Annotated in this window: 18 protein-coding genes; 6 read left to right on the top strand and 12 right to left on the bottom strand. The window is 40.7% G+C overall.

Annotated features, from left to right (window positions below; all coding sequences use genetic code 11):
* The first annotated feature begins 75 nt into the window (after positions 1-75).
* The 5 genes from B879_RS07450 (at position 76) to B879_RS07470 (ending at position 4,566) form a co-directional block, all read left to right on the top strand.
* Complete coding sequence (locus B879_RS07450) at positions 76-648, top strand: RNA polymerase sigma factor (protein WP_009184547.1); 573 nt, start codon at positions 76-78, stop codon at positions 646-648.
* A complete protein-coding gene (locus B879_RS07455) occupies positions 641-1,378 on the top strand; it encodes a hypothetical protein (protein ID WP_009184548.1) in 738 nt (245 codons plus the stop codon). Before B879_RS07450 ends, B879_RS07455 begins: the two co-directional genes overlap by 8 nt.
* Positions 1,379-1,399: 21 nt before the next feature.
* On the top strand, positions 1,400-2,428 hold the full coding sequence (locus tag B879_RS07460) for an outer membrane beta-barrel protein (RefSeq protein WP_009184549.1): 1,029 nt from the start codon (positions 1,400-1,402) through the stop codon (positions 2,426-2,428).
* A gap of 11 nt (positions 2,429-2,439) precedes the next feature.
* Positions 2,440-3,372: a DUF4097 family beta strand repeat-containing protein gene (locus tag B879_RS07465; protein WP_009184550.1), complete on the top strand. Its 933-nt coding sequence runs from the start codon at positions 2,440-2,442 to the stop codon at positions 3,370-3,372.
* A gap of 303 nt (positions 3,373-3,675) precedes the next feature.
* Positions 3,676-4,566: a dienelactone hydrolase family protein gene (locus tag B879_RS07470; protein WP_009184551.1), complete on the top strand. Its 891-nt coding sequence runs from the start codon at positions 3,676-3,678 to the stop codon at positions 4,564-4,566.
* On the opposite strand, the gene B879_RS07475 is transcribed toward B879_RS07470, so the two are convergent.
* From B879_RS07475 to B879_RS07485, 3 genes are read right to left on the bottom strand one after another with little or no spacing between them, the layout of a single operon-like run.
* Positions 4,563-5,435, bottom strand: a complete 873-nt coding sequence (locus B879_RS07475) for a 3-keto-disaccharide hydrolase (protein ID WP_009184552.1) — start codon at positions 5,433-5,435, stop codon at positions 4,563-4,565. The genes B879_RS07470 and B879_RS07475 overlap by 4 nt on opposite strands.
* Before the next feature lie 26 nt (positions 5,436-5,461).
* Positions 5,462-6,256: an endonuclease/exonuclease/phosphatase family protein gene (locus B879_RS07480; protein ID WP_009184553.1), complete on the bottom strand. Its 795-nt coding sequence runs from the start codon at positions 6,254-6,256 to the stop codon at positions 5,462-5,464.
* A gap of 19 nt (positions 6,257-6,275) precedes the next feature.
* Complete coding sequence (locus B879_RS07485; protein WP_009184554.1) at positions 6,276-7,799, bottom strand: sulfatase-like hydrolase/transferase; 1,524 nt, start codon at positions 7,797-7,799, stop codon at positions 6,276-6,278.
* Positions 7,800-7,956: 157 nt separating this feature from the next.
* Here B879_RS07485 and B879_RS07490 point away from each other — a divergent pair, with 157 nt between their 5' ends.
* Positions 7,957-9,186, top strand: a complete 1,230-nt coding sequence (locus B879_RS07490; RefSeq protein ID WP_009184555.1) for a DUF4236 domain-containing protein — start codon at positions 7,957-7,959, stop codon at positions 9,184-9,186.
* A gap of 38 nt (positions 9,187-9,224) precedes the next feature.
* On the opposite strand, the gene B879_RS07495 is transcribed toward B879_RS07490, so the two are convergent.
* The 9 genes from B879_RS07495 to B879_RS07535 form a co-directional block, all read right to left on the bottom strand.
* The gene (locus B879_RS07495) at positions 9,225-12,383 is read right to left on the bottom strand and encodes a fimbria/pilus outer membrane usher protein (protein WP_009184556.1); all 3,159 of its coding nucleotides are present in this window, start codon (positions 12,381-12,383) and stop codon (positions 9,225-9,227) included.
* Positions 12,384-12,444: 61 nt separating this feature from the next.
* On the bottom strand, positions 12,445-13,266 hold the full coding sequence (locus B879_RS07500; RefSeq protein WP_009184557.1) for a fimbrial biogenesis chaperone: 822 nt from the start codon (positions 13,264-13,266) through the stop codon (positions 12,445-12,447).
* A 53-nt stretch (positions 13,267-13,319) separates the two neighbouring features.
* A complete protein-coding gene (locus B879_RS07505; RefSeq protein ID WP_009184558.1) occupies positions 13,320-13,907 on the bottom strand; it encodes a DUF4402 domain-containing protein in 588 nt (195 codons plus the stop codon).
* Between the two features lie 611 nt (positions 13,908-14,518).
* A complete protein-coding gene (locus tag B879_RS07510; protein WP_157231555.1) occupies positions 14,519-14,938 on the bottom strand; it encodes a hypothetical protein in 420 nt (139 codons plus the stop codon).
* 73 nt (positions 14,939-15,011) lie between these two features.
* Complete coding sequence (locus tag B879_RS07515; RefSeq protein WP_009184560.1) at positions 15,012-15,647, bottom strand: hypothetical protein; 636 nt, start codon at positions 15,645-15,647, stop codon at positions 15,012-15,014.
* Positions 15,644-16,150, bottom strand: a complete 507-nt coding sequence (locus B879_RS07520; RefSeq protein WP_040400360.1) for a hypothetical protein — start codon at positions 16,148-16,150, stop codon at positions 15,644-15,646. Before B879_RS07520 ends, B879_RS07515 begins: the two co-directional genes overlap by 4 nt.
* Positions 16,150-18,822 (bottom strand): T9SS type A sorting domain-containing protein, encoded by a 2,673-nt coding sequence (locus B879_RS07525; protein WP_009184562.1) that lies wholly within the window; start codon positions 18,820-18,822, stop codon positions 16,150-16,152. Before B879_RS07525 ends, B879_RS07520 begins: the two co-directional genes overlap by 1 nt.
* 265 nt (positions 18,823-19,087) lie before the next feature.
* Positions 19,088-20,302, bottom strand: a complete 1,215-nt coding sequence (locus tag B879_RS07530; protein WP_009184563.1) for a M20 family metallopeptidase — start codon at positions 20,300-20,302, stop codon at positions 19,088-19,090.
* 99 nt (positions 20,303-20,401) lie between these two features.
* Positions 20,402-21,784 (bottom strand): RagB/SusD family nutrient uptake outer membrane protein, encoded by a 1,383-nt coding sequence (locus B879_RS07535; RefSeq protein ID WP_009184564.1) that lies wholly within the window; start codon positions 21,782-21,784, stop codon positions 20,402-20,404.
* Positions 21,785-21,794: the final 10 nt, after the last annotated feature.

Raw genomic sequence — 21,794 nt, forward strand, 5'->3', positions numbered from 1 at the left:
AAATTAAAATTTTTTATGAACTGCATGCAACCTAATTTTAACAATTGGTATCTACCTAATTGAAAGCCATCAATAATGCTATTCAGGAAAACTTTTACAACGGAACAGGAAATCATCAAGGGCTGCCTTAAAAATGAGCGAAAGGCTCAGGAGCAGCTTTATAAAACCTATTCCAAAAAGTTTCTTGCCATTTGCATCCGATATGTCAAAGACAAAAATTTGGCTGAAGATGTCATGATAGAGGGCTTTATGAAAATCTTTGATAAGCTTTCCCAGTTTGAAGGCAAGGGAAGCTTTGAAGGGTGGATGAAGCGTATTATAGTCACTCAGGCCTTGCTCACATTGAGAAAGCAAAAAAACCTGAATATGGAGGTACTACAGGCTGAAAGCCATTTGGAACCGAGCCAAACGACTTATGAGTTTGATCATCTGGAAGCAGATGACCTTATGCTCCTCATAAAAGAACTTCCGGTAGGCTACCGTACTGTTTTCAACCTGTATGCCATAGAAGGTTACAGTCATGCTGAAATAGGGGATTTATTGGGCATCACAGAATCTACCTCGAAATCGCAGTTGAACAGGGCAAGAAATGTATTGAAACAGCAAATAGCCGATATACAAACCAAAGAAAGGAGAATCAATGGCTAAAACAGAAAATAATTTAGACCGCTATTTCAGGGAAAAACTGGAAAAGCACGAGGAAAAGCCCTCTGCCCTGGCTTGGGAAAGGTTAGACCAGGAACTCGGTAGAAAAAAATCAACCTATGTTCCTTTTCTGAGAATAGCGGCCACCTTGCTTCTGGTTATGGGTCTTGCATTTGTCTTTTGGCAGCTTGACGACACTTCAGAACAAGCCGGTGAGCAATTGGCAGAGGTAGAAGAAGTCTCCAAGCCTGAGGAAACAGTCGAAATGAATGGAAACCTGGCATTAGAAGAAGAAAATCTAGAACCTCAAGAAAAAGCCAATACCATTCAAATGGCAAAAACAGCGCCTTCAGTTGAAAAACTGCCAGCAAGAAAAGTACAGGAAGAACCTGCATCTAGCATTTTACTTGCCGAAGAGCGACCCCAAAGAGTGGAAGTAAAACCTATTGAGTTACCTGAAATCCCCCTTGCTGAATTACGGCTAGACCATGCCATTACCTCTGCACAAAACCTTTCTATGGAAGCAGAAGAGGAAGTCAGCTATCGGGTAATTATCAAGTCAAGTGGAATCAAAGACGAACCTAAAAAACCAAATCTTATTGAAGGAATAGAAAACAATGTGAACAAATTGGGGACATTTCTTAGCAAAGTAGAACAGGGATTTGCAGACCTGCAGGATGCAAAAAACAACCTTTTTGCAAGCAATAGCCCAGCAAGAGAACCTAACGAATAACATTTTAGAAGATCAATTATTATGAAAAAATACCTGCTATTATTTTGCTTATTAGCCTCAGTGCAGTTTGCCTTCGGAAAAACTGATGCACTTTACCAAGCAGAAAAGGACACCATCCTGATTGAATTTGGCAACTCCGGTAAAATGGTCCTTATCGTGGACAATAAGGAGGATTTTGAAAGGCTTAAAAAAATGAATATTAACCAGATTATTCAAGAACTCGACCTTCAAATGGATGAGGAAACAGGAGAATTGGTAATTGTAGAAGTTACCGGAAAATCCGGTAGCAAGGAAATCGTCAGGGTAACTGAAGACTGGAATAAAACCGAAGTAACTGTCGGTGGACTTCGTGTCATCGTTGATGAAACAGATCCTGTCAATACCAAAGTAAAAATTGAAACTGGCGGCAAGAAAAAAAGTGACCCTCCGTTTAGGACCTATTTCAATCTGGACTTAGGCATCAACAATTACCTGGATGGAAATGGGAATTTTCCGGGCAGCAGTTCCCCTTATGCAGTAAGAGGTTGGGGAAGCTGGAATGTAGGGCTTAATTGGATGGCCAGCCAAAGAATCAGCAAAGGGTTTCATTGGGATCTGGGACTTGGTGTTCAATGGTATAATTTCAAATTTGAAAATCGGGATTTTCAAGCAGTACGTGGCGATGGAGAGATTGATTTTATCCAAAGAACAGACGTCAATGGCTTCAAGAGTAAAATTTCGGCCTCTTACCTCACTGCTATGTCTCTATTCAAGTTAGATTTCGGCAAGATGAATGATCAGGGCAGGAAAGGCTTTAGGGTAGCCGCAGGCCCCTATGCAGGCTACAGATTAGGCGGTAGAAGCAAGTATGTGTATAGGCCTTTAGATGGAGGCGGCAGAAGAAAGGAACACCTCCCTACCGGAATTTATCTTAACAATTTCCGATACGGTGTGCGTGGTGAAATCGGGGTTGGAAGATTCAACTTCTTCGGTACTTATGACTTGAACAAACTTTTCCAAAATGGCGCAGGGCCTGAATTGAACCCAATTGCTTTTGGAGTAATATTTTAATTAAAATTGACATGAAAAAATATTTAAAGCTATCACTTCCCATTTTCATTTATTTCATCCTTGTCGCGCCGTTGCAGGCTCAGATGAAAACCATTGTGGACACCAACAAAACTTTCTCAGGAATCACCAAGGTGGAAGTTAGTGGTGGAGCAATTGAGATTGCCTATCAAGGTGATGATGTGACAGCAGTAACTGTGGACGCATTTTTGGAATCGAACAACCATGAACAAGACATTATCTTTGTCAAGGTAGGAAATGTCTTAAAGGTATCCCACGAGGTGAAATATCACTCATCAGGTTGGACCAACACAAGAACCAAAGGCCATATCAAAATCACCGGACCTAAAGAAATGGAATTGGAAATGACTGCTGGATCTGGACGCATTCATGCAGCCAAGATCAATGCTGAGCAAATCAGGCTGTCCGTTGGATCCGGAAAAATAACCGCCAATGACCTGATAGGAAATATCCAAGTAAAGGCAGGGTCTGGCAATATCCAACTGCACCAAATAGAAGGTGAAGTAGACGGTAAAGTGGGTTCTGGAAGCGCAGAAATCAGGGACATCAAAGGAAACGTAACATACAACTCTAGCTCTGGCAGATTGGTTGCCAGCAATATTGATGGTATGGTGGAAGTTGGTTTGACCTCCGGGAATGCAAAACTGAATAATATAACAGCCCTAGGATCAATTAAATTGACCTCAGGAAACATCAATGCACAAAATGTGGGTCTTGGTGCCTACTCAGGATTCTATGGTACCTCAGGCAATTTCAATATACAAACCCATTCCAACCTAAACGACTTTAACTTCCAATTGAACAGCACTTCCGGAAACTTAACCGTAGGCAATTCCCGATCAAGAAGAACCTTGTCCATTGATAATGGTTCGGCTCATCAAATTAAAGGTAACATCACTTCCGGTAACATTACCATACAAAACTAGCCTCTATTGATGTTGAAATTTTAGGAATAAAAAATCCCCATAGAAACATCCTGGGGGATTTTTCTATATATAGTTTAGTTGATATTGGTTTTTAAATTTTTCTTTTGGGTGATTGGAACTAATCCGATGGAAATTTATTCAAAATTCAGATCAATCCAAATCTAGATTAATTAATCATTAATAGCCGGATTAATCACTCACAAGTCCCGTTAATAGAAATTCCAGTAAAACTCAATGGCTTTTTGACTACTTTACCTATTGAACAAGAAAATATTTTAAGTTTTAGACCATATCACACCTAGGATGAAGCCAATAGATAAGAAAAATATCAAACAGGAAGTTTTTGATTTATATGATGATTATTGTCATAACAGGATTGAAAGAAGAGATTTTGTAAAAAAACTTTCTGCATTTGCTGTCGGCGGGCTGACCGTTTCTACCTTACTGAACTACCTGATGCCCAATTATGTCTCTGCTAAGCGCTTTGATCAGGATGACCCGAGGTTGATCTCAGAATTCCTGGAATATGATTCTCCAAAAGGAGCTGGAAAAATGAGGGGCTTACTTTCCCGTCCCGCGGGAATGACTGAAAAACTTCCAGGAATCATTGTTGTACACGAAAACAGAGGACTGAACCCCTATGTGGAAGACACTGCCCATCAAGCTGCATTGGATGGATTTATTGCTTTCGCTCCAGATGCTTTGACTCCATTTGGTGGTTATCCGGGCACAGATGATGAAGGCCGTACCATGCAGGCTCAAAGAAACAGAGATGAAATTTTGGAAGACTTTATAGCAGCTTACGAAATGTTGAAAAACCACCCCGAATGTAATGGTTATGTGGGTGTAGTAGGTTTTTGTTTCGGCGCCTGGGTCTCCAACATGATGGCAGTCAGGCTACCTGATTTAAAAGCCTCCGTGCCATTCTACGGTGGCCAAGCTCCGGCAGAAATGGTACCGCAGATACAGGCCCCTTTGCAGCTCCACTTTGCAGAATTGGATACCAGGGTAAATGAAGGCTGGCCGGCCTATGAAGCAGCACTTAAAGAACACGGTAAATCCTATGAAGTGCATTTCTACCCTGCAGCTAACCATGGTTTCCATAACCATTCCACTCCTCGGTACGATAAAGAAGCTGCTGAATTGGCTTGGTCAAGAACCATTGAATTCTTTAAAAAGCATTTGAAGGCTTAGTCCATTGAAGTAAAATCTCCATATCCCAATTGAACCAAAGCAGCGTTCAATTGGGCTTTGCTGTTTTTTACCCCGGAAAGGTCCACCAATTCAACTTTTCTGAAGTCTATGGGATGACTTTCACTCTGTAAGGAAATAAAACCAGAGGTAAGAGGCGTTCCATCTATTTTCACTTCCGGATCTACGGGATGAACATTTCCTCCACCAATTTGCGGTTTTTCGTAAGAAATAACCGACTTTCCCTCAAGGATGTGGTACACTATGGAATCACCCAATACCAAAAATTCAGCAGTGACCCACTGATCACCATGATAGGTCTTTGAAGAAGAGTTGATACAGTGGGGAGTAAACAATTCACCATTCATAACGACATGGGTACCCGGAGTGCAAAGGTTACTGGTAGTCCTTTCATTTTCACCATCTCCTCCTAACAATTGACCTTCTATACTAATAGGGAAATCCTGGTCCTTCAACATGGTCTGAGGATTTTGGCAGTGCAACATGGCCCCTGAGTTTCGAAAAGCCCAACCTTCTCCTCCAGGTGCCTGCTCTCCTACAAAGCGGTATTCTACCTTCAACAAATAATGTGAAAATGGCTCTTTATAAAAAATGTGCCCGTACTGCTGATCAAAATCATCATAGCCATCATATCTGACTTTCATCAAACCATCCTCCACCCTGAAGGTATTGGCGAAATTTTCCCCAAGTTCATGTTTAGAAACCTTAATGATCCAATCCTCTATGTCATCTCCGTTAAAAAGCGCTATCCAGGATAAATCATTCTCTTTTTCTCTATTGGATGTGCAACCAACTGCAATTAAAATTGCCAGGAAAGCCAATGTTCGAAATACGTGTATACTATTCATCATTTTTGATGTGTTTAACCTATACCCAATTATTTTAACTCAATTACAGCAAATACCGGTAAATGGTCTGAGAACCTGATTTCATACATTACTTTGTAAGATTCCACAGACCATTCAGAATTTTTTGAAAGCCAAATGTAATCTATTCGAATTTCGGGATTTTCTGTTGAAAAGGTGAAATCGCTATTGCCAAACAATGCTCCTGTATCCCAAAAATGCTCCTGCATGAGCGCATATCCCTCTTCCGAAGGCTCAAGATTAAAATCCCCAGCGACTATTACAGGATTGTCTAAAGTCTCAAAATGCGCAATGATGGCCTTTACCTGTGCGGTCCTGTTTTCTTCAAATTCATGACAGAGATGTGTACCTGCAAATGAAAGACTTCTTCCATCACCTAAAATAGAATGAGCAATGGCCATGCTTCTCCCCTCTCCTCCTTTGGGAATAGGGAGTTGGACAGCTTCAAACCCGGCTTTTTTTTTACCCAAAACTGCTTCCCCATAACCCCCTCCACTAAAATCAATCGCCTTGGCAAAGAAGCCATGCATCCCGGTTTGCTTGGCCCAAATCGCCGTAAGATCAAGCGACTCCCCAGCAAAATTGGCTGTCCGTCGGGTCATACTGTCCACTTCCTGCAATGCTACAAAGTCAGGGTTCAAGGAACTGATGAATTTTGCCACCTCGTCGACAATGGACTCACCGGGTGAATAAGGATTCTCTCCATGATAGATGTTATAGGAAAGTATATTCAATTTTTGTTGCGCCTTAAGTCCCATATTACCCAAAAAGAAAAGGATCAAAACCAATATTACCTTGTTACTCATTATTTCATCAATTAAATAATCATTGTTCATTAGCCAAAATTGCCTTCCATTCCATTTTCAATCGCTCAAGAATTTCAGGTCTTTGTTTGGCAAGGTTATCTTGTTCTCCCTTATCCTCTGGAAGGTAGTACAACTGATCTTCCGGCAAAAAACCGGTTTCTATTTCCGTTCCCCAAGGAACAATTGCAGGCCCTTGATGTGCAGGAATATATTTATAACCATCACTATTGATGTAAGTTAGGACACCCTGAATAGCCTCTTGTACCAAACCTTTTCGACCTTCTGAAGTATCTCCAATCAATGCTATCCAATGGTTTTCCGTGTCTACTGCTTGTTCCTTATCAAACTCAACTTGTAAAAAAAAAGCGAAAGAAGCCAAAAAGTCCACCTGACTGATCATGGCCTCTGAGTTTCCACTTTTTATTTTCTTTGGCCAGTGCATAATCAAAGGAACCCTTGTCCCTGCTTCAAAAGCACTGTATTTACCACCCCTCAAAGGGCCTGCAGGCTGGTGAAGACCAATTTTTTCCTTGGCCTGATCTACATAGCCATCATCTAAAACAGGTCCATTATCAGAGGTAAAAATGATGATGGTGTTTTCAAAGACTCCCAGTTTCTTTAGTTTTTTGACCAATTCTCCAACAGTCCAATCCAATTGGACCAATACATCACCTCTAGGCCCAAAATCAGTTAGGCCCTGAAACCTCTCATGGGCAATCCTGGGTACATGTATATCGTGTGTAGCAAAGTACAGAAAAAAAGGGTCCTCCTTATTTTTATCCATAAAAGAATGTGCCCGGGTAACCAAATCATCAGCCATGTCTTTATCCCGCCATAAAGCTTCTTTACCTCCTGCCATAAATCCAATCCTGCTAACACCATTAACGATCGTATTATCATGGCCATGTGAAAACATAGTAGTCAGTAATTCAGGGTTTTCTTTTCCAGTAGGCCAATCCCCTACTTTTTCCTTATAATTGACCTGGATGGGATCTTGAGGATTCAAATTAAGGACATGATGGTTTTCGACATAAACTGTTGGAACCCTATCTCCCGTAGAGGGCAAAATAAATGCATAATCAAACCCTATTTCCAATGGTCCGGGACTGATTTTACTATTCCAGTCAGGACCATCTCCTTCCCCCAATCCCAAATGCCATTTTCCTATTACCCCTGTCTGATAGCCTGCGCGTTGGAAAACAGAAGATAAGGTTTCAACCCCTGGGCGGATCAGAGCTACCGCATCTCCTGGAGCCACCCCTCTCCCTTTGCCCCTCCAAGCGTATTCTCCCGTCAATAAAGAGTAGCGGGAAGGTGTACAGGTGGCAGCAGTGGCATACGCATTGGAAAAGATCAGGCCATTTGCTGCCAAAGCATCAATATTTGGTGTAGGAATCAAGCCTCCATAGGCCTGAATATCTCCAAATCCAACATCGTCAGTATAAATCAGAACTACATTGGGCAGCACTTCCTCATTTCCTTTTTGGGGAGAACTACAGGAAAAGCCCCATAATATAAATAGCATTAAAAACAGATTTTTCATAGGCTCCATTTTTTGAAAATAAGGCAATTTTTGAAGAATTAAAAGCGATTATCAGCCAATTGTAATGATCATTGGTAGGTAATCAGCCCTAAATCCGTGAATCGACTCCAACCTTTTTAAAATATTTCAGTATGTTTTAGGGATCAAAACTTTCATTATGCCATTTTACTTAAGAAAAGGATTGAATTTTGGACCGATTAGGGTTAATCTCTCGAAAAGTGGGTTAGGTTTTTCAGCTGGGGTAAAAGGAGCCCGAATTGGCATCAATTCCCAAGGCAGAAGCTATGTTCATGGGGGTAGGCACGGACTCTATTACAGAAAGCAACTTGGCAGCATCCGTGGAAATGATTCATTTAAAGGTGATTTTTCACGAAACCAATTGGAAACAGAGGATATTTTCACGGATACAGGTCTCTCATTCCCGCAGTTAGCAGTAAAAAAAGAAAGTGTTCAATTACCCACAATTCCTGCAAACAGTCATATTAAAATATTGTATGCCGGGATTGGTTTGATATTTATAGCCCTGTTCATCAAATTGATCTGGGTGAAGGCAATACTGGGGCTATTGGGTGTAGCTTTTACTTTTTACCATTTAAGAGCCAAGAAAACGGAAAAGAAATTTCACAAGGCTTTACTTACTTTGACACAATGGGAAACAAGTGAAATGAATGCAGAAAGATGGAATAAAACCATAGAAAATATGAACCCAGATCAGGCAATGGTTTTGGGAACCCATGCACTCCCTGCTTGGCTGGAAAAACAAGTACAGGAAGAGAAAATTTTAGATATCAAACAGATCAAAAGTTTTGTTTCTTTAGACCCTGAAGCGGCCACAGCCATCGCGGTGGATACTTACAGGGATGTGGTAGAACAACTTTTGTCCGATCACCAACTTTCAGAAGCAGAAGAAGCATTCATCAAGTTGTTGGAAGATAAATGGCATATCCCCCAAGATGACATCCAAAAGGAACAAAAGTTGATCAAACGCTTCCAAAGACTCCGGGAAATACAATTGCAAGAACTTCCTGAAATTACTTTTTCAAGAGACCTGGTAAGGGGAGAAAAGGCCTATTTTGAAGGAGATGGTAGGTTGTTAAATTTAAGGGTATTGAACAGCTGGCAGCAGAACAGGGTGAGGTACAGGGAAATGGGTTATGTCCTCGACATGGAGGGTAAGGTCAGGATTAGCAGTCGGGTACTGGAAATCCAGGAAGGAAGAAACAGCAGAAGCTATCCCATTCGACAGGTCCAGGACATACACCTTTCCGTAGAAGAAGGCGTTATTGAAGTATACCTAAGCAACCGCAAAAACCCCTTGATCATCAGCAGTCCTGAGCTATTTGAAATGGCAGGTATTTTAAACAGGGTGAGTGAAGAAGAAATTTAATAGTGGTTCAATTTTAAGAAGGAGCATGGATTTCTGGATCAATATTTCAACAGCCATGCTCCTTCATTGATATTTTGCTGGTGTCTTTTTAGTTGTCTAAGCGCGTCTCTTTCTCTAGTGAACCTTTGAATTGAAACCCTATAATTACTTCTTCCTTGGCCTGTAGGATGGATCAGGTAAAAATCCGTATGATTTCTGGACAGGAAGAATATGAACCTCTTAGCTTCGTCTATTGTCCTGAAACTACCCACCACAGGATAATACCAAGGCTCAGTATCTTTTGCGGTTATTTCTTGGTAAACAATACCTGCGAGAATATCCACTGCTGGCTTTTCATCCTCAGCCTTATCTTCTTTCAATTCTGAAGTTTCAATATCGAAAGTTGGTAATACAATCATATCATCATCAAAAATGATTTCTTCCTTATCGATTTCTTTTGATATTTCTTCTTGATCTAATGTTTTTTCATTTGGCGCGTGTTCCTCACTTCCTTCAGTTCCAGTATCCTTATCCCTGGCTTCTACCGCTTTCAGATCAGTCATCTCAAAGGTTAAATTCTCAATAAAATCTCCTTCTGCCAAAGCACGGACTTCAAAATCTATAAAAGCAGGATTTGCTTTAACCCCCATAAATTCCAACTGATGTGGATCAATGGAAAGATTGTATTTCCCTGGCAAAAGGCCAAAAGCGTAAAAACTGCCATCAGAGAAAGTTCGGATAATTTCCTTATCCTGCCCATCATTTCCCTCTTTTTCAAGCAACAACCTCAATCCTCCCACGGCTACTTGCTGACCTTCTTTTTGTAAAAGAACCAATCCATCAATTAGGCCGGTTTGATAAAGTGGTATATCGATCAGCCTAAACCTGTTAGGTTCAGCTACAAAAACAAAGCTTTTCATCTTAGGTGCCAAATTAGGATTTGGAAGTGCATTGACATCTACATCCAATTTGTATTTCCAGTAGCTCTGCAGCTGCGTGATCCTTAAAATACCATCTGAACCAAGTAGCATATTACCCGACCTGTCCAACCTAATAGCTTTGGCGGGAACTATCTCCTCTCCTTCATCATATATTCCGTTATCATTACTATCCACAAACATTCTGACTGAAACACCGGATCGGGTCACCTGATCTCTATTTGAAGGCAAGAAATTTCCAATTGGATCCAATCCAATTGATCCACTTACGGATTGCTGTGCGGTATAACCTGAATTTTTCGCGGAAAACAGGGAAGATAACCTTAAGGCGTTAAAGTCATACAGCAGTCCAACTTGTAGCTGCCCCCTTTTTTGGATTAAATCCCTGTCGTATCCAAAGGTAAAACGTCCATTTTTAAATACCGTTTGAGAAAGTAATACACTGTAGGATTGAGGGCTACCAAGATCCGTATCATATCTCATTTGCCCACGTATAAACATCCCCCTTACAAAAACCGGTATACTGGGTAATCTTTTTACCGTATAAGTCAAAGAAGAGGTCAATAAGCCCTGACTGAATGGATTTGAACCTGGTAAATCCCTGTTATCGAAGATAATTTCCCTATTGATTCTACCCCTGTAATTAACCCTTGCTACCACTCTACCTATTTGCGTATTGAAATCTGTTTGGAAGCTGTTTCGTCCACCTTCTGACATCCAAAATCTTTCTCCTGTGAATCTTATCCCTGAAAATTTGCCCAGCATTTTAAAAGGATAGAAAAAGTTAATATTAGCATCGCGGGTCTGTCCTTGAAAATTAAATTGAGATCCAGGCGTATATTCGGTAAACTGAACGTTCAAGGAAGCATTGTTAGCATAAAAAACTGAACCTGTAGCCTGATAATAGCGATTGGGATAAAGATCCACATTGACCAAATATTGCTGTAACACCCTGGCCGATAGCCCCATAAAACCATAGGTAGTCTGCGGGCCAAAAAATGACCCATGGTCAACTCCTGCCCTAATGGTCATGGCATTTGATAGACCATAAGCTACATCCACATGACCGACAACTTCTCTTCCTAGACTATCCAAGCCAAACTCCGGGAGTCCAGCCTGAATATTGTATGTCGTAAATCCTTTTGGAACAAATGAAAATGGAATCTGAAGCTGCCTATCTTCAACAATCACTTCGCCCTTTGGCGTATAAATCCTGATGCCAAGTCTTATGGTCCCAAAAGTTATGGGAGCATTGAACCTGTAATAGCCAACCTCATCCGCCCTCATGAAATCTACCAATTGCCCCCCAATCAACAATTCCACCTCAGAATCTGGTTCTGTATAGCCATCAATTACAAAAACATCGAGCTTAAAACGTGGAATGACAGGATTATTGGTTAGCCCCACCCCTAGCAACCTGGTAGCGCCTAGAGAACCGGAGGTATTGATTTGTCCAACACTTATACTGGTTAAAGCCGTATTGTCATCAGGCCTTAAACCTCCCGGAAGCACATATCGCCAACGTAAATTGGAAAATGCACCTGAAAGATTATTCTGCTGTAAATTCCCATTAAAAATGCCCTGAAAATCCCCCCCTAACAATTCCATCCCTGCACTAAACAGCATCCCCAGGTTTTGCCCACTTTGATTTTTATTCATGTTTACATTGTAATCCAACATCCCAGGTGCAGCCAATTTCCTTTCCCTGTCATATAGCAATGGGGCATCTGCTGGGTCAGTAGACTGCTGCTTTAATTTCTTTCTTAAACTTTCTCTTTTTTGCCTTTCGTCCACCGGAAGTGGATATTCAGAAGACAAACTCATAGAAAGTGAATATATATTTATAGAAAAATCCAGACCAAATATTCTAAAAAGGTATTCCGGATGCACATAAAGGTCGAGTTCACCAAAATAATATTTATCCGCAGGTAAAATCTCTGTTTTTCCCTGAATGGTAATTTTTCCCTCGATGGGATCAATCTCCCAGTTGTTGTTTTTTAATGGATAGGATCCCTTAAGACCTTTACCATTGTCATTTCGGTCTCTTGGAATGTAGAGGATACTCAACACTTCGTTGATTGGAAGGTAAGCTATGTTATCAAAAAAAACCGCATTCACATACACCTGCCCTACGGAAGGGTAAGAAAAAAGCAACAAAGCCTCTCCATCTGGCTCCTGCTGTGCATAGGATTGCAGTGGAGCTAAGGTAAGGACCAGGGAAAGTATAAGCAATATGATCCCTGCCAGGCTTTTGCCGGTATGTTTGAATAGAAATTTCAAAGCTATTTTATTGAATAAAAATCTTTTGACTAAGGTGGATTCAATCTATTGCTGCTAAAATCTATTTCAGCTCAATTTGCACTGTTTTTCGGATAGGTGATGCCTGAACCAGGTCAGAAGAAGGAATATCTGATCGCTTGGTTTCCATTTCCAATTCTAAAGTATAGGTTCCTTCATGAAAAGATTCAGGCAATTCCAACTCTACCGCTTTCAGTCCGTCAAAATATAAGGCCATCGTTTGTTGCTGTTGCGCGATAATTTGTGCGTTTCCGTCCTTTAATACCGCATATACACTGCCTAAGTAGGGGGCATTCCCCAAGGTTTGAAAAGGTATAACTGCCCTTAACTTATTGTCGGTTAAAGAAGTCTGTAAATCTCCAATATGAAGACCTGTCTCCACATTACCGTTTTTATGAAAGGCTGCAATCACCTGCTCGAAGCGGAAGTTAACCTTGGTAGTGACTTCATCATTGCTTGTTTGGCCAATGTCGGGAGTCTGTGCACTGGAAGAAACCTTTACCCTTGTGAAATACATGCCACTCGGTAAAGTCCTGTCAGGTCTTACCTGAAGCCTTACTGTCTGCTGTTGATTGGGACCCAGGATAAATGTTCTTGGAAATGCCCTTAGCCTTTCACCAAGACCAAATTTGCTTTCCATCTCACTATCCTCATATATCATAACTAAGTTACCAGCCGCATCATTCCCTGGATAACCGAAGATAAAACCTATATTTACTTCCTGAGGAATATCTGAAGGATTGGTTACGTAAAGGGTGGCTATACCATTGGCATCAGTAAATACTGTCGTTGGTGCAATGGAAACCTGTGCAGAAACCGCAAAAGACAGAAATGTAAATAGGAAAATGATAAAAAGCTTTTTCATAAGAGAAAGGGTTAAAGCCAGTAGAAGTCGTCTACTGGCTTTTAGATTGGATGTTAGTTGTATTCAGCAGTCAATGTAACTGTTCCTGTATATTGACCTATAGCTTGATCAGCTGCAGCTTTAACAGTACCTCCTACAAATACATAAATACCATTTTTATTATTTATTGCATTAGTAGGGAAAGCAGCGATATCAACACCATTAATAGCAGAAAATCTTGTAACGCCATTTGCGTCGTCAGAATTTCCATAGCCTACAAGATCTAAAGCAGTTCCTGTAGGATCTTCAGTAAATGATATGGGAAGTGTTTCACTATTTGGCCCATCAAGAGCTGCTGGCAAAGTGAAACTGAGCTTAACATTGGAACCGGCACCGGCTGCCAACATAAAACGGCCCACTCCTGTACCCACTGTAGAAATACCATTCGAACTGGAAGTTACATTTCCATCAAGATCAATTGTCTTGTTACTCCCAACCTGTACTTGACCAAAAGTCAGATCCTGTTCCTGTTCAACTGTAATCTCATCCAAAATTGTCGCAGAAGCAGACAGGTTAGCATTTGCGCTTTGTGCCATTGCATTCATTCCAAATACCATTAAGAATGCAAAAAAGGCTAGAGGTTTTAAAATTGTTGATTTCATGATTTTTGTTGATTAATAATTAGATGTTAATTTTTGTTTTTAAAGAATTGATTAGGTAATAATTAGTTTTAAATATTAAGCGACTTATAAATTATAGGCTGTTAAAAGCCTGTTAATTATTTATAAAACATTTTAATTATTTTGTAATGCAATTTTATGTATTTGAAAAGTAACAGCCAAATATTCAATACCTGTTTGTAACCAAGTGAGCTTTTTTATAAATAAAATGTAAATAAAGATTTTAAATACCGTCCAAAACTCTATTCTGATCTATAAAATATCATTTTCCCCACTCATCCAATTCATTGGTTTATATCCATTTTTCTAACCAAGTTCTTCTTTTTTAAGGTATTTCGCTTAGCATTTCACCAAGAAATCCGGGACTCAGCTGAGAACTTAAAAAGGTTAAACCCGTATTATGTATTGGGCTAAATAGTAGACTGTCCTGTTGAATTGAAGTGTCTTCGAATTAGTGGGCCATATTTTTTTATGTGGGGAACTTCTAAGAAATTATACACAATTGACACCCTAAAGATGATTTATCCGGGCAATATTTGGCCATCAAATCCTTTCAGCGTCCCACACCTTATTGATACATCTGAAATGATTAATCAAGGGTAATCTATGATCACCAAATATCGCTTCCGCTTTGAGTGCTTCACATCCTTTTGATTACCTGCTATTGCATCTGCTTGTATCCTTTCTTCCATTGCCGAAAATATAGGAATGCCTACCCAGGCACGGATGATTTTTGATTTAGGCTTATTAATCCCTTTAATTTTACCTTTTGTACTTAATAGAACCGGGGTATTGGATTTGACTTTTTGAGCTTTAGAGAAATCAGTCGACCCATTGTTAAGGATAAAAAAATCCCTTTTTTCATTTGTATCTTCTTCATTTATACTGATCAAGAGGCTTAGGTTATCATTGCCGGCCAATTCCATCCAAATTGTTGGCTCCATCCCGTAAACAATGGGATCATTGACCATCTTGGTTTTGAACTGAATACCTCCAGGAATCTGTAACCTCACGTTAACAAATTGCGCATGAGCAACAGAATGAAGGATACAACCCAAACAGAAGAATAATATGGTTAAATTAACTTTAATCATAAGTAGAAAAGAAAACATTGATATTTACTTCTGCACTATAGTCTCCTGAAGGAATCGAACCTATTGGCCCCAGTGAGCCAAAAAGATAAAGGTACGCTGTTGCTTTAGGCCTAACATACCCCCCACTTTCAGGCGTAGGAGGCGGCAAAGGAGCTCCGGAAAGCCTTCGATTAACAGGAAATGTTATGGCGTTAAAACCCAGTGGCAACTCAACAGCTGAAGCTTTACCTAGCCATTCATTGGCTGGCTGCTGATTATTATAAGCCAGTTTGAGCTGGAAAGGTATGGTATTAGAAGGATCATCTTCTAAACTTAAAGCGTTTGGCGCTGATACTTCCACAGTAAGGTCAAACCCTTCAGGGGCTTCGATGGCATACACGACAGTCTGGGTATCGTTAAGCTGAATGTCCACCACAGGCCCGCCAACTATAATTAGGTTTTGCTTTTGATTAAAGGCCAAAGAAGGCATAACGCCTTGTGGAGATGTCACAGTTATTTCATCACTACCAGTCCATACACTGAAATTGATCCTTTGGGAAAATCCTTTTTCAGCAATGCAAAAAAAGAACACCAAAAAAAACAATTTCAAGTAGGAAGATTCTATATATTTTCGGAAATCGTTCATCATATATATTCAATTTCAAGAATGAATTCAGAAAGGTATAGGCCAGGGAGTGCATCACTAAAGTCCAGTATCGCACCCAACCAAATGAATAACTCCCCATTGTCACCAATAGGAACTACAGCTTCACCCACATCCAAAAGTTGGCTCTGTTGCTGTATATCTTTCTCAGCAGCACTCATGATGTATCGTGCTTCCACTACACCAATACCATCATTTTGCTCCCGGAGTGTCTCACTCTGTAAATAAGTAATTCTGATCTTTGCATTGGGATTACCTATGATTTTAAACATTCCGGCATAACTACTGTAGATTGGAGATATTTCTATATAGCCATCTTCAACTTCCGGGCTGATAAGGTCCAAATGCCTGATGGTAATCATTTGCAAATTATCTGTAACAGTAGCTGACGCACTGATTGTTAGCGTTTTAAGGCTCTGGGCATGAAGTTCCTGTAGCCCAAGCATAGTAAATAGAACTATCAAGCATACATTAAGCTGTTTTTTCATTAGTCTTTGATAATCTTTTGGGTTAAAAACCTTCCTTCTGCCAACATCTGAACGATATACACTCCCTTGGGTAAGTTGACAGGCTCCCAATACAGTTCGTGAATTCCCGGACGAAATATTTTTTCCTCAAACTGATGTACTTGCTGCCCTTGAACGTTGAGTATTCTCATAGATACTACTTCTTCAACAGGCACATAGAAAGGTATCCTCAGCTCTCTTTCAAAAGGATTAGGCATGGGAGTAAACAACTTGGCAAAATCCGGCCTGTACTCGGGCTGATCTCTTATAAACTCTCCACCTACTAAAATTGTAAATGGACGCATAGGAGCTTTTGGATTTGTTCTTGCATTTACTTCTCCGGCTTCATAAGGACTTTGAAAAATCAATGCCTGGGGAGCCTTGAAGCCCATATCTTTTCTGGCTTGGGCATTTCCAGTAGTCTTTGGTGCCTGAAATACAAAATCATAACTATCCTGGGCCAGCATATCCACTGCCTTTTTCTGTAAATGATCCATAAGGACCAAAGTTACTTCAGAAGGCCAATTGTCAGGAACTTCCCAATTAAGCGTATACCTTCCATTAATATTTCTTCCGCCTTTCGAAGCTGCAATATGCAGCGGTATACTTTGTTGTTCCTCCCCTGGCAAAGGTAGATGATTGATTACCAAAGGGCTCTTGCTCCTAAGTCCTCCATAAGTATATAATAGCAGCCAATCCTCCGTCAAAGATTCCAGCTGATACGCATCCTTAGTGTCTGGCCCCTCTTCTCCAGATTCACTAAAGTGAAGGAAGCTATTTGCTTTCATTCCTTCGCCGGATAAGGCAAATTTCAAATTCAGGGCTTCATCTGCTTCAGTAGGGATTACCCTGCCTACAAAAGACTTGGAATTGCCTGATTTTACTGCATTCGAAAAGCTCAAAACTGGGTTATCGGCATTGGCCCTTATCCAGAATCCCTGAAAAGGAGGAATAAGTCCGGAACCTAAATCCCCTACTTCTCCATTAAAAGTCAAAAACTTTCCTTGACCATTATTAAAATTGGGATCCCAAACATATACAGTTTGGTCAATTCCCTGCTTGGTCCATCCATTTGGGGCATGAAAATCAATAAAGCTAGCGGCAGGATTGGCCAATAAATTAAAGCCCTGATCTGCCTGATTGACTTCAGTTAACTCGTCACCAGTTGCAACCAAAGAAGTGTCCCTTCTGGTAAAAGTCAATGGAAATGAAAAAGGACTACTAAGATTAACTTCCGTGCCAGTAGCGCTGATTGTCAGCGGTAACTGATCAGCATAATTTCCAGTACCCGCAGAGGAAGGTAATGATGCCCCATCAAAAACATAGAAATAATGACCTCTCCCTGATATTACAAATTCATTTATACCTTCAGGTGTTCTCCAGGCCTGTAAAGAGGTTCCTTTATCCGTTTCATCCCACCAAAGTAAATTGGGCTGAAGAGAAGGAAAAGTAGCCCCTGCAAAACCCTGCGTAACAGCATTTCCTAATAAATCTGCATAAGTAGTAAATACAGGACTTCCCAGCAACCGCCAACCTTTGGCTCCCTGAAGAAGTTGCCTGACCTCCAAAAGAGGCGTACTGTTACTGAGGTTACGGTAATTGGCAGATGGTTCCAAGACTATGATGGAATTTCCTTGGGAGCTTACCGTTGAAGTATTTTCCAAAGTCAAACTTGCATCTGAATTGACTGATAGGTTGCCAGATTGTAAATTAAGTGCATTTGATATCCGTACATCAGAGGATAAAAAAACGCCTGATAGATTATTGACTGCTAAGCGATGAAAGGTTGATTGACTAGCGCCGGATATGGTTTGGGTAAAATTGCCATTAAAGTCAAAAGTACTCGTAGCACTGTTAAAGGTCCCTCCATTATGGATAAAGTCTCCTCCGAGGGTATGGTTAAAATTACCAGCGTTTAAAACTCCCGAACTGACCTCCAATTTCCCTCCAAAGGTCATCGATCGATTCAAAGTTGTGCCCGCCGTACCTGAAAGGATAAAATCTCCATTAATGGAATTCGTACCGCTCTGAAATGTTTTTACGCCACTCCCGGATAAAATCAGGTTATGATAATTGGCGCTGTAAATGGACTGATTTCCTGAACCATTATATTCTACGGTTGAGCCAGGTCTAAAATCAATGGGATTATCCCAACCTGAAGTAGCTATAGCATGGCCATTTCCTGAAAGCCTTAATACCCCTTCAACTCTGACATTTTTTGGCCTATTTCCTGTATTTGTTAAGCTTTGTACTTCTACGGTGGCATCCGGTCCAATAACAAAAGTAAGGGATCTTCTGCCACCTGATACTGCAATGTCAATTTCTGAAAAAGAAGCTGTTCCAGGCCCTGAAATAATCACTTCTGCATCACCATTCTGAGAAATAAATTGCACAGTAGCTATCCCGAAGTTTTTAGACACATCCATTACCAAGGTAGCACCGTGGTTAATTACAATATTGGATCCATCAGGTATTCCTGATGCATTTATGGTTTCATCCCTTCCTAATTCAAAACTCTGTGCATGTGCCTCTAAACTCCCTAACCCTGTACATAGGAATAATAGGAGTAGTGCAATTCTTGTATAACTCACTTTGGAAACCAGATACCTAAATTTCTCTTCTCCTGTAGTCTTATTTATGATTTGTTTATGCATGGTCTATTAAAAAATCTTCTAATCAAACAGCAGATTTAATTTGTAAATCATTTTAATTTATTTGAGTTACAATTTTATGTATATAAAAAATATTAAACAAAAATCATCAACCACTTTGAAACCAAAAGGATTTTTAAATAAATTAAGTGCAGTATCTAGCTATTGTCTGATTATTTAAGGCAGGTTAAAAATTACCATACTTTAAAAAGATTTGCCACGGATACATCCGTGCACATGCGGGCATAAGTGACATGAAGAAATAGGTTTACCAATCTTCACTAGCCAATAAAAATACGTGCTTGGCTGCTAGAATCATGTTGGGAATAGAAGCCCATTCGTCCGGATATCCTCTTTGTCCTCCCCTATCTCCACCTAATCCAATCGCAGAGACTCCTCCGGCAATGGCAATATTCATATTACTGCTGCCTGCATTTGATAAGGTAGGTTCAAAGCCTAAATATTGGCTAATGGCCTTGGCCCTTTTGACCAAAGGAGACTCCAAAGCACCTTCCAACTGTCCACCAGGAGTGACTTGAAAAGGTTCTAGGCTCAATTCAATATTGGTCTCCTGCCCTACTTCTTCCAAAACACCTAACACTTTTTGCTCCATCTCTGCCAAAGTTAGGTTATTCAGGCTCCTCATATCCAATGAAAACCAAGCCGATTCCGGTTTATGGTTAAATACCTTTCCGCTTTCTATCATGGCGATGTTGATCACTGTCCTGTCTTCCCTGTAGTCTAACTGGAATATCCTATCAATTGCCTTGGCCATGGCCTGATTGACATTGGGAAGTCCGCCTCCCAAGGAATGGCCTCCCGGACCCTTAGCATGTACTTTGTACCAGTGGATGCCCATAGCACCATAACTTATTCTCCTGCCATCTCCTAAAATATCCACGAATCCTACCGCCTGATCTTTGTAAGTTTCAAAAACTGCATGCATCCCCTTCAACCCTGTTTCTTCCTGTGCAACAGCAGCAAAAACTAAGGTGTATTTGGGTACAATGCCTGATTGGACCATTGCTTCAGCTGCCAAAAGCATCGCTACAGTAATGGAACTGGTGTTGGTTCCTGGACCTATGACCCTATTACCTTCCACATAAGGGAATTTACCACTTGCTTTCTGGTGTAATGCTACTGTTTCGAGGTCATCCAGTGTACTGATAAATACAAGTACGCTGTCACTTTTCCCGGGGATAACCCCTATCGCATTGGGCATATCATCTACCCTGACCTGTGATAAGCCAATCTTCTTCATGATTTCAGCCACTTTCTTGGCTCTTTCCCATTCATTACCCGAAGGGCTGATAATTCCTCCGATTGATATCAGCATATCTGCTGCTTTTTCGGATTGTTCCTCGATTGATTTGATGAAATTGGCCTGCTGTTGGGACAATGGTATTCCCTGGCCTAAGCTGCTTATTATTAAACTTTGCCAATGGAAAAGACATAGAAAGAGTAAAAAGGACTTTAATTTCATTAGATAATTATCGATTATAGATGGGTTCAGGTCGAATAAGAAAATTAAAAAAGCTGCCGGAAATACCGACAGCTTTTTATTATTTCTATCATTCAAAGATTAATTACCTACATAATTATCCCAATTCACCTCTGATTGAGGATGTGGGAATTGGGTAAATACCGTTCCTCCATCAAAAGACACATCAATCTCAGAAAGTTTTTCATATCTCCTGGCATCTATCCATCTATGACCCCATGGCTCCAACCACAAGGAGTACCTCCTTTGATACAAAATTTCATCAATTAAGGCAGCTTGGCTGGTTCCACCGGTATAATCACCAATTCCTGCGGCATTCCTGATAATATTGATAGCCTCCACCGCTTGGGCTGTTTGGCCCAAATTGGCATGCGCTTCTGCCTTCAAAAGAATCAATTCTTCGTTTTTAATAAAAGGTATAAAGGCTGTATTGACCGGCCATCTACTGTCTTGGTGTGTGCCTACCAATGGTCCAACGTCCGTAGTGACAGTAACAGGAGCTACAGTTCTTTCAAAGAACTTGTTTGCTACCCTAAGATCCCCTGGGGTGGCATCCCTTAACACGGAAGGATGTACCACAATCATGGTAGTCACCAATGCATTTGGCACATAAAACAAAGGGTTAAACGCATCTGGCGGCGCACCATAGGGATGGGCAGGACCAGCATTTAGGTCGCCTGAAAGATTCATGAAAGAACCTTCCAAAGCGGAGAGCACTCCTGTCCAATCTTTTCTGTATGCATTCAACCTGGCAGCAACGGCCCGATTTACCTGTCTTAAAGCCGCATTGGTATTGAAACCATTAAACCCTGGAGTAAGTCTTAATGGGAAATTACCTCCACCTGCCGCAACCAAATCTTGGTCTCCTTCATCAAGGACCGTTTTAATAAAGTCAAGTGCTTGTTCATAAGGAACAAACGGACCAGGGTTTAAGGGATCAGATACGTCAATTCTAATTCCGTTTTGATAGACAAAATTGGCTGGAATCATGAATTGGTATCCTTTGATGGTTTTAGCAAAACCTGAAATGGCACTTCTATCTGTCTGAGATAAAGTAGCAGCATTTTCGGCTGCAGAAATCAAGACATCTGCTTGATTAATGGCCTGGTAAGGAGAAGCATAGGAGCCACCACCTGTCACACCAAAACCAAAATAAGCCCGATCTGGAGTCCTTCCACCCTGACCCAACCAATCCGTTTGGAATCGGGGATCAGAAGCGTTCAAGTACCATGCCTCTCTTCCAAAAGCACCCCAAGCAGCAGTTACATTAAATACATATGCCCTGTGACGTGCTTCCAACCCTGTGATAAGAAATTGAATTTGTTCCCTAGAAGCATTGTTACTGATGCTCTCAACCGAGGGGTTATTAGGATCAATTATTTCATCTAATTGTAGTGGATTACAAGCGAACAAACTTATTGCTGCCAAAGCCACTGTTCCTAAATATTTTTGTATTGTTTTCATAATGATCAGC

Origin of the sequence: Cecembia lonarensis LW9 (assembly GCF_000298295.1) — a bacterium.
GTDB lineage: Bacteria > Bacteroidota > Bacteroidia > Cytophagales > Cyclobacteriaceae > Cecembia > Cecembia lonarensis.